We start from the raw sequence: 8,008 nt of genomic DNA on the forward strand, positions 1-8,008 counted from the left end.
GCACCGCGCTCCGGCGGTAGCGTGACCGGCATGACCGACGGGCAGTCCGCGCCGGACCGGCGCACCGCCCGCGAGCTGGCCGGGGCGGTGCTGAGGGACGTCGGTCGCACGGTCGCCCGCGCCGACCTCGCCATCGCCTACTGCGCCGCCGTGACGATCGTGACGCTGCTGGTCCACCTGCAGCCCGAGGAGCGCACCGAGGAGATCCTCGCCCGGGTCAGCGGCAACCTGAACAACCTCCGTGCCGAGCCGCTGCTGTCGATGCTCGGCAGCGCGTTCGTCGTCGAGAGCGTCGCGGGGCTCCTGCTCGTCGTGCAGCTGCTCGTCGTCCTCGCCTACCTGCAGCAGTTCGTCGGGCGGCTGGCCTCCCTGGTGGTCGGCCTGGCGGGGCACGTCGGGGCCGGGCTGATCGTCGCGGCGGGTCTGGCCACCGGGATCTTCCACGGCTTCGTGGACGAGAGCGTCGCCGAGGCCACCGACGTCGGCGTCAGCTACGTGATGGCCGCCGCGATGGGCTTCCTGACGCTCGCCGTGCCGACGCGCTGGCGCTGGTGGTACCTGGGCGCGACGGCGGCCTTCTGGCTCGTGCCGGGCGCGATCAACCGGACGTTCACCGACGCCGGCCACGCGGCCGCGCTGACCATCGGGCTCCTGCTCGCGGTGGTCGCCGGTCGGGCGGTCCGGGCCGACCGGCTGGCGCGCCCGCAGCCCTGATCAGACCTCGCCGGGCAGCGCCGTCCGGATCACGATGCGGGTCCACGCCCCGATGAACAGCCGGTCGCCGTCCTCGATCTCGCGCCGTTGCCCCGGGGGGATCGGGGTGGTCGGCAGCGGGTCGCCCGCGCGGCTCACGTAGGTGCCGTTGGCCGACTGCAGGTCCTCGACCCACCAGCGCTGGCCGTCCGTGTTGAGCTGGCAGTGCCGCCGCGAGACCCCGGAGTCGGTCCCGCAGTCGACCGCGGGGTGGATGTTGCGGGACACCGAGGGACGGCCGACGAGCACGCTGCGCTCACGCAGGGGCACCAGCCCGGGCAGACCGGCCGACGGCATCGGGTCCTCGGGCTGCTGCGCGGCGTACCAGTCGGGGTCCACCCAGATCTCGGCGACCCACGACTCGGGACCGTCGGGCGCGGGGGTCGGCAGAGCGGCAGCGGGCGCCGGGTCGGGCTCGACGACGGCCGACGGCGCKGTGGGGGCGACCACAGGCGCGGCGACGGCCGGCGCGGGGTCGGCGACGGCCGGCGCGGGGTCGGCGCCCGCCGGCAGCGACCCCGTCGTGAAGTCGTAGCCGCACGTCTCGCAGAAGAGGGCGAGCGACGACGCCGGGGCGCCGCAGTGCGGGCACGTCGTCGTCGTGGCGACCACGGGCGTCGGCGCTGACGCGGGCGGGGCGGCGCTCTCGATCGGCGAGCCGCAGATGTCGCAGTAGTCGGTCGAGGTGGACTGGTGACCGTTGGGGCAGGTGACGGTGCTCACCGGCGGACCCGGGTGGTCTTGGTGGAGGCGGTGTCGAGCGCCATCTCGTCGAGCTTGTCCGCGTTGCGCTTGAGGCGCACGGTGCCCTTCTCCTCGTCGTCGACGTCGACCACCCGGCGCAGCTTGGAGGTCGCCTCCGCGTTGCCCGTCTCCGCGGCCAGCTGCACCGCGCGACCGAGCTTCACGGTGGCTGTCGCCTCGTCACCGGCCGCCTTCGCCGCCAGGCCCTCCTGGATCGCCGACGCGAGCTCGGCCTGCCCGGTGTAGTGCGCGACCTCGGGGTTGATGCGGGCGGTCAGCGAGCTGTCGTCGGACCAGCGGGCCTTGACCAGTCCCGAGGCGAGCACCTCTCCCCCGACCGCGATCTGCACGCGCGCGGCCAGCTGCTCGGAGCCGACGGGCTTCGACGGCACCCGGACGGCCACGTGGTAGTCGCGGGACTCGTCGCCCCACGACCCGGTCGGGTACGAGCCCGTGAGGGCGTTGACCTCGGTGCGCCGCGCCGTGAGGTCCTCGACGGTCGGGGCCACGCGACGCACGAACAGCACCTGCGCACCCTGCGGCGCCCACACGCGCAGCTCGGCGTCGGCGACGCCCTTGGACATCGACTCGTTCACCAGCGCCTTGAAGTCCTCGGCGATGTCGGCGGGCTTGCGGATGAGGTCGACGGTGCCCAGCAGCGCGGTCGCGATCTCGCGGAGCTCGGCCACCTCCCAGCTCGACCCGACGCCGCGGGCGTCGCACTGGAAGTGGCCCGTGACGGCATAGATCGCCTTCGACAGCTCGCCGCGCGGCTCGGACTCGTTGCGCCCGTCCGTCAGCAGGATCGCGTGCTTCTGGGCGGCCTGCGGGACCAYCGCGAAGATCGCGTCGGCCAGGCGCAGCCACGTGCTCATCGCCGTGCCGCCCGAGGGCCGCATGTACGAGATGGCGCGCTTGGCCTCCTCGCGTGCACCGGGCTCCATCTGCACGATCGCGACCGGGGCGTTCGGGTACGGGAACGCGCGGTTGGCCACGTGGCTGCCGCCGATGACCGCGAACCAGGTGCCGTCGACGATCTGGTCGACCGCGACCTGCGCCGCGTGCTTGGCCGCCTCGATGTTCGGGCCGCTCATGGAGCCGGACGTGTCGATGATGACGATCTCGGCGACCTCGCCCGTGCTGGAGGCCGCGGTGCCCGCGCCGGAGCTGGTCACCGTGACGATCGCGTGCACGTCGGTGGCGCCGTCGGAGAGGAACTCGTTCTGGAACACCTCGGTGCGGAAGTCGGCCACTATGGCTCCTTGCTCAGGCTGCCGGTTCGGTCTGGACAGTATCGAAGGGTTGCTCGACGCGGGCCAACGCGGCCGTGATGTTGTCGTGGCCGCCCTGCTCGTTCGCCCAGCGCACCAGCTCGCCGGCGATCGCGTCGGGCGCGGGCCCGTGGGATGCGACGACGCGGTGCAGCAGGTCGGCGACGTCGGCTGCCTCGGAGCAGTAGTTCCACAGGCCGTCGGAGCAGACCAGCACCCAGCCTGCCCCCTGGGCGTGGGTGGTCCCGGTGCTCGGCACCACGGTCTCGGCGTCGGCCCCCAGCCAGCGGGTGATGGCGTGCCCCTCGGGCGAGGCCTCCGCGCGGGCCCGGGGCACGCCGCGGGCGATCATCTCGTTGGCGGCCGAGTCGTCGACGCTCACCTGCAGCGCGTCCCCCGCGTCGGGCACCCAGTACACCCGCGAGTCCCCCAACCAGCCGGCGACGACCGTCGGCCCGTCGACCACCGCGGCGACGAAGGTGCACKACGGCGGCTCGGCGCGCGCGGCCATGTCCCCGATCGCGTCCGCGATGCCCTGGTCGGCCGCGGCGGCCGCCTTGTCCAGCAGCGCCGACCAGGCGCCGACCGTGTCGTCGGCCGACCCCGTCACCAGCACGTCCCGCGCCGCGCGCGCCGCGGCCAGGCTGGCGATGTCCGAGTCCGCGACCGAGGAGACCCCGTCGCAGACCACGAGCACCGCGAACCCCCCGGCGACGGCAAGAGCCATCGCGTCCTCGTTGCGGGTGTGCCGCACGCCGCGGTCGCAGACGCCGCCGACGGCCGGGGACGGCAGCTCGCTCCAGTGGTCGCGCTCGCTGGCCGCCGGCTCGCCGCACAGCTCGCAGTACCCGTCCGCGGCGATCGTGCCGCCGCACGCGCGGCAGACCGGGCCCGCCGCGGCCACCTCAGGGGCGGCGACGACCGGGGCCGGGGCCGGCGGGCCGGCGAGGAGGGACCCGCACTGCTCGCAGAACAGCGCGCCGTCGCCCGCGACCGTGCCGCAGGACGGGCAGGTCACCACGTGGTCCACCGACGCACGCCGTTGGCCTGGTCCACCAGCTCGATCCGTTCGTCGTGGCTCTCGGCCAGGGCAGCCGACTCCCGCAGCGCCGCCTCGAGGGCGTCCCGCAGGCCCTGCTCCTGCGCCGGGACACCGTCCAGCTGGACGGTGCGCGACGGCCCGTCCTTGAGGACGGTCGCCAGCGCGTTCCCGAGGACGTCGACGCGCAGCGAGGTCCGCGCACGGGCGTCGATGGCGACGCCGTGCACGCTCGCCAGCGCGGCCGACAGGGCGCCCAGGTCACGGGCGGACGCGGCCAGGAGCCGGGCGCGCATCATGCGGGCCTCGACGTAGGAGCTGCGGGTGGCCGTGACCAGGTCCAGCGCCGCAAGGGCGCCGGCCGTGTCGCCGCGCGCGCTGCGGATCCGGGCCAGGCCGAACGCCGCCGGGGCGGTGTAGTTCGCGTCCGAGCGGGCGCAGATGACGTACAGCGACTCGGCGATGTCGGGCTCGGCGCTCTCCTCGCACGCGGTCGCCAGCGCGAGCTTGGGCGCCAGCTCGCCGGGCACCTGCCCGTAGACGGCGTTGAACGACGCGCGCGCCGCCACCGGGTCCCCGGCGGCCAGCTGCGCCAGCCCGCCCAGCCACGCCGCGCGCCACTCCCACGGGTCGTCCGCCAGGACCTGCGCGAGCGTCTGGTCGAGCACGTCCTGCCGACCAGCCTCGATCGCCGCGGCCGCCCGTCGCAGGCGGACCTCGACGGTGTCCTCGGGGGCGTCCGCGAGCGCGGCGATCCGCTGCTCGGGGTCGTTGACGTTGACCCCCGCCAGCCAGCTCGCGGCCGGGTCGCTCGGGTCGACCTTCAGCGCCGGGAGCTGGTCCCAGGCCAGCGGGTGACCGGCCTCGTCCGACGTCGGCGCCTCGAACAGCACCGACGCCGCCGAGTGCAGCGCGGGGCTGCCGGGGCCGCGGTCGGTGGCGACGACCTCGCGCAGCACGCCGAGCGTCTGGGCGCGCAGCTCGTCGACCGACGCGAACCGGTCGGACGGGTCCAGCGCGCAGGCCTTCGCCAGCAGCCGGTAGAACGAGTCGTACGTCTGGAAGATGGCGGTGTCCGCCACGGGCGGCAGGGACGCCACGTAGGTGCTCGTGTTGCCGCGGAAGTCCAGGACCAGCGTGGCCAGCGTGCGACCGATCGTGTAGATGTCGGACGCCACGGACGGTCCGACCTCGGGCACCTCGGGGGCCTGGTAGCCCACGGTGCCGAAGATCGCCGACTGCAGGTCGTCGATCCGCCGGACGCCGCCGAGGTCGATGAGCTTGACCGCGTCGCCCTGCTGGATGACGTTGTCGGGCTTGAAGTCGCAGAACAGCAGGCCGACGTCGTGCAGGTACGCGAACGCGGGCAGGATCTCGAGGACGAAGGCGAGCGCCTGGTCCACAGGCAGCGGCGTGTTGACACCCGCCGCGGCGTCGCGGCGGTCCTGCAGGATCTGCTTGAGCGACCGGCCGCCGACGTACTCCATGACGGTGTAGCCGGCGCCCTCGTGCATCGCGAAGTTGTAGATCTCGACGATGAGGGGGTGCTCGACCTCGGCGAGGAACTGCCGCTCCGAGATCGCGGCGGCGTACGCGTCGGGGTCCCCGGAGTTGAGCAGGCCCTTGAGCACCACCCACCGGCCCGAGACGTTGCGGTCGCGCGCCAGGTAGATCCAGCCGAGCCCGCCGTGCGCCAGGCAGCCGACGACCTCGTACTGGCCGCCGACGAGGTCGCCCGGGTTCAGCGCCGGCGTGAAGTCGAAGTGCGTGCCGCACTTGGGGCAGAACCCCGCGGTCCGGCCGGGGACGCCGTCGCGCGACCGGCCGACCTCGGCACCGCAGCTCGGGCAGAACCGCTTGCGCTCCTCGACCTCGGGCACGGCCATGACGGCCTGCAGCGGGTCCTGGACCGGCGCGGGCGGCACGGTGGTGAGCCCGGCACCCAGGCGCGCGCCGCGCAGCCGGGTCGACGACGTCCCGACGCGACGCGTGGGCCGCGAGCCCATCGCCACGGTGCGCGCGGAGCCGAGCGCGGCCGTGGCCAGGCGGCTGGAGCTGGTGCGCCCCGTGCGGGTGGACCGTTCGCCGCCCACGTCGGCGCCGCTGTCCGGAGCCGCCTGCGCGACGCCCGTCCCGAGCAGGGAGGTCGCCGACGCGGCCGCGGGAGCCGACGTCGCCGCCTGCGGCGAGCCGCAGACGTTGCACCAGCCGTCCTCGTAGGTGCCCGTGCAGCCGGGTTCGGCGCAGGGGAGCTGGGCGGTGGTCGTCATCGGGTCCGTCCCTCCTGACCTGCCGGGGGCAGGTCGCGGATGAGGTACTCGTACTGCTCCACGAGGAAGCGGGTCATCGTGATGTCGCAGGGGGTCTGGGCGACGACGGCACGGGCCTCGTCGTACCCGGACCGGACCGTCGGCGAGGCGCTGCGGCCGTTGGCGTCGGCGGCGGCGCGCGCCCCCTCGAGCCGGTAGCGGAGCTCGGCACGCTCGCGCAGGGGCGCGCTGTAGGCGTCGGCGACGGCGTCGAACGCGCGGCCCACCGCCGCGAGCCGGTCGACGAACGCGTCCAGCTCCGTGCGGGTCGACGGGACCGCGCCGAGCCTCGAGACGTCCGGCACGGCGAGCTTGGGCGGGTGCGCGATCTCGCGCCGGCACCGGTCCGCCAGCTCGTGCAGGGTCGGCTCGCGGGTCTCCAGCGCGACCATGGTGGCCTGGGCGTCGGCCCGGCCCTTCTCGAGCGTGCGCCGCTGCGACACCTGCACGATGAGGTCGCGCTCCGCGAGGGCCGCGCGGGCCTCGAGCTCGGCGAGCGGTCCGCTGATGTCGGCGCCGCGGGCCGCCTGGGTCACCAGCTTCTGCTCGCGCACCCGCAGGGCGGCGACCAGCTCGGCGGCGGTCGTGTCGACGCCGGCGAGGTCCTCGCACCGGACCAGCCCGGCCCGCAGGCCGCGCAGCCGCGCCGCCTGGTCGGCGGTGTCCGGGTCGAAGGACAGGCGCGCCCGGACCTGGGAGATCATCGCGTCGCAGAGCGTCACGGCCTCGACCAGCGAGACCAGCGCGGCGCCCAGCCCGGAGTCGAGCCGACCCCAGACCAGCTGCGACATCTTCTCGCGGGCCACCGCGTCGGCCCGGCCCGAGTCCCACACCTCGACCAGCTCGTCGGTGCGCGTCCGGATGGCCTGCCACATGGTCAGCGCGAGCAGCACGTCGTCGGTGTAGCTCTCGGAGGCAGGCGAGGCCTGCGCCGCCACGTCCAGCCGGTCGAGCTCGGTCCGGCGGTGCGCCAGCCACGCCTCGAGCCCGCTGAGGTACGCGAGGAGCTGGGGTGCCGGGATCGGCTCGCCCAGCCGCCCGGGTGCCTCGGGTGCGTCGGGTCCGCTCACGGGACCCGGCCGTACAGCGAGGTCGGCGGGGTGGGCGCCGGGCCCAGCGCGTGCAGCCAGCGGTCGTAGTTCGCGGCCCAGGTGCCGTCCGTCTTCATCTGGTCCAGCACGCCGTTGACGAACCGCACCAGGTCGACCTGGTCCGCCGCCACGCCGATGCCGTACGGCTCGTCGCTGAACGCGTCGCCGACGACCTTGGCGTACGGGTCCTGGGCCGCGAACCCGGCGAGGATCGTGTCGTCACCGGTGATGGCGTCGACCTTGCCCTGCTGGAACAGCACCAGGCAGCCGGTGTGCGTCGGGGCGCTCACCGCCGTGACGTCCGGGTAGGTGGTCTGCAGCCGCTCGAGCGTCGTCGTGCCGTCCGGTGCGCAGACCCGCTTCCCGGCGAGGTCGTCGATGCCCGTCGCGGCCGAGTCGCGCGTGACCAGCACCTTCTGCCCGGCGTGCAGGTACTCGGCGGAGAAGGCGATGGAGTCCCAGCGCTCGCAGTTCATGGTGAACGTGCGGGCCACCAGGTCGACCTCGTGGTTGGTCAGCACGTCGAGCCGCTGTGCCGAGGTGATCACGCGGAACTGCAGGCGGTTCGGGTCGCCGTCGAAGATCGCCGCCGAGATCGCGTGCAGGACGTCGATGTCGAAGCCCTCGATCTGGCCCGACAGGGGGTTGCGCGCGCCCATCAGCAGCGTGTCGGCGGAGACCCCGACGACGAGCGCGCCGCGGGACCGGATGGCGTCCACGGTCGGCGCGGCCCCGCCGTCGGGCGCGTACGAGGTCGTGGCGTCGTCGCACTCGGTCGCGGCGGGGGCCGCGGCCGTGGCC

Annotated in this window: 7 protein-coding genes; 1 reads left to right on the top strand and 6 read right to left on the bottom strand. The window is 74.6% G+C overall.

The features are described from left to right. Positions 1-30 precede the first annotated feature (30 nt). Positions 31-714 carry a rhomboid-like protein gene (locus ACXJKG_RS06335; RefSeq protein ID WP_456844905.1) on the top strand — a complete coding sequence of 228 codons (684 nt, stop codon included), beginning with the start codon at positions 31-33 and terminating at the stop codon, positions 712-714. Here ACXJKG_RS06335 and ACXJKG_RS06340 read toward each other — a convergent pair whose 3' ends face one another. From ACXJKG_RS06340 to ACXJKG_RS06365, 6 genes are all read right to left on the bottom strand, one after another. Next, complete coding sequence (locus tag ACXJKG_RS06340; protein ID WP_456844906.1) at positions 715-1,476, bottom strand: FHA domain-containing protein; 762 nt, start codon at positions 1,474-1,476, stop codon at positions 715-717. It abuts the gene before it with no gap. Next, the gene (locus ACXJKG_RS06345; RefSeq protein ID WP_456844907.1) at positions 1,473-2,750 is read right to left on the bottom strand and encodes a VWA domain-containing protein; all 1,278 of its coding nucleotides are present in this window, start codon (positions 2,748-2,750) and stop codon (positions 1,473-1,475) included. The genes ACXJKG_RS06340 and ACXJKG_RS06345 overlap by 4 nt, the downstream gene beginning before the upstream one ends. Positions 2,751-2,763: 13 nt before the next feature. Continuing rightward, entirely contained in the window at positions 2,764-3,798 is a 1,035-nt protein-coding gene (locus tag ACXJKG_RS06350; RefSeq protein ID WP_456844908.1) for a PP2C family protein-serine/threonine phosphatase, read from the bottom strand. After that, positions 3,783-6,077, bottom strand: a complete 2,295-nt coding sequence (locus ACXJKG_RS06355) for a tetratricopeptide repeat protein (protein ID WP_456844909.1) — start codon at positions 6,075-6,077, stop codon at positions 3,783-3,785. The genes ACXJKG_RS06350 and ACXJKG_RS06355 overlap by 16 nt, the downstream gene beginning before the upstream one ends. After that, positions 6,074-7,186, bottom strand: coding sequence for a hypothetical protein (locus ACXJKG_RS06360; protein WP_456844910.1), 1,113 nt, complete (start codon positions 7,184-7,186; stop codon positions 6,074-6,076). Before ACXJKG_RS06360 ends, ACXJKG_RS06355 begins: the two co-directional genes overlap by 4 nt. Continuing rightward, on the bottom strand, positions 7,183-8,008 hold an 826-nt coding region (locus tag ACXJKG_RS06365), incomplete at its 5' end, for a glutamate ABC transporter substrate-binding protein (RefSeq protein WP_456844911.1). The genes ACXJKG_RS06365 and ACXJKG_RS06360, both read right to left, overlap by 4 nt.

The sequence above is a fragment of the Cellulomonas sp. P5_C6 genome, from assembly GCF_054049635.1.

What these genes read in the sequence shown, in the direction of transcription:
- ACXJKG_RS06355 (WP_456844909.1), bottom strand. Translation starts at nt 6,077, where the DNA reads ATGACGACCACCGCCCAGCTCCCCTGCGCCGAACCCGGCTGCACGGGC.
- ACXJKG_RS06335 (WP_456844905.1), top strand. Translation starts at nt 31, where the DNA reads ATGACCGACGGGCAGTCCGCGCCGGACCGGCGCACCGCCCGCGAGCTG.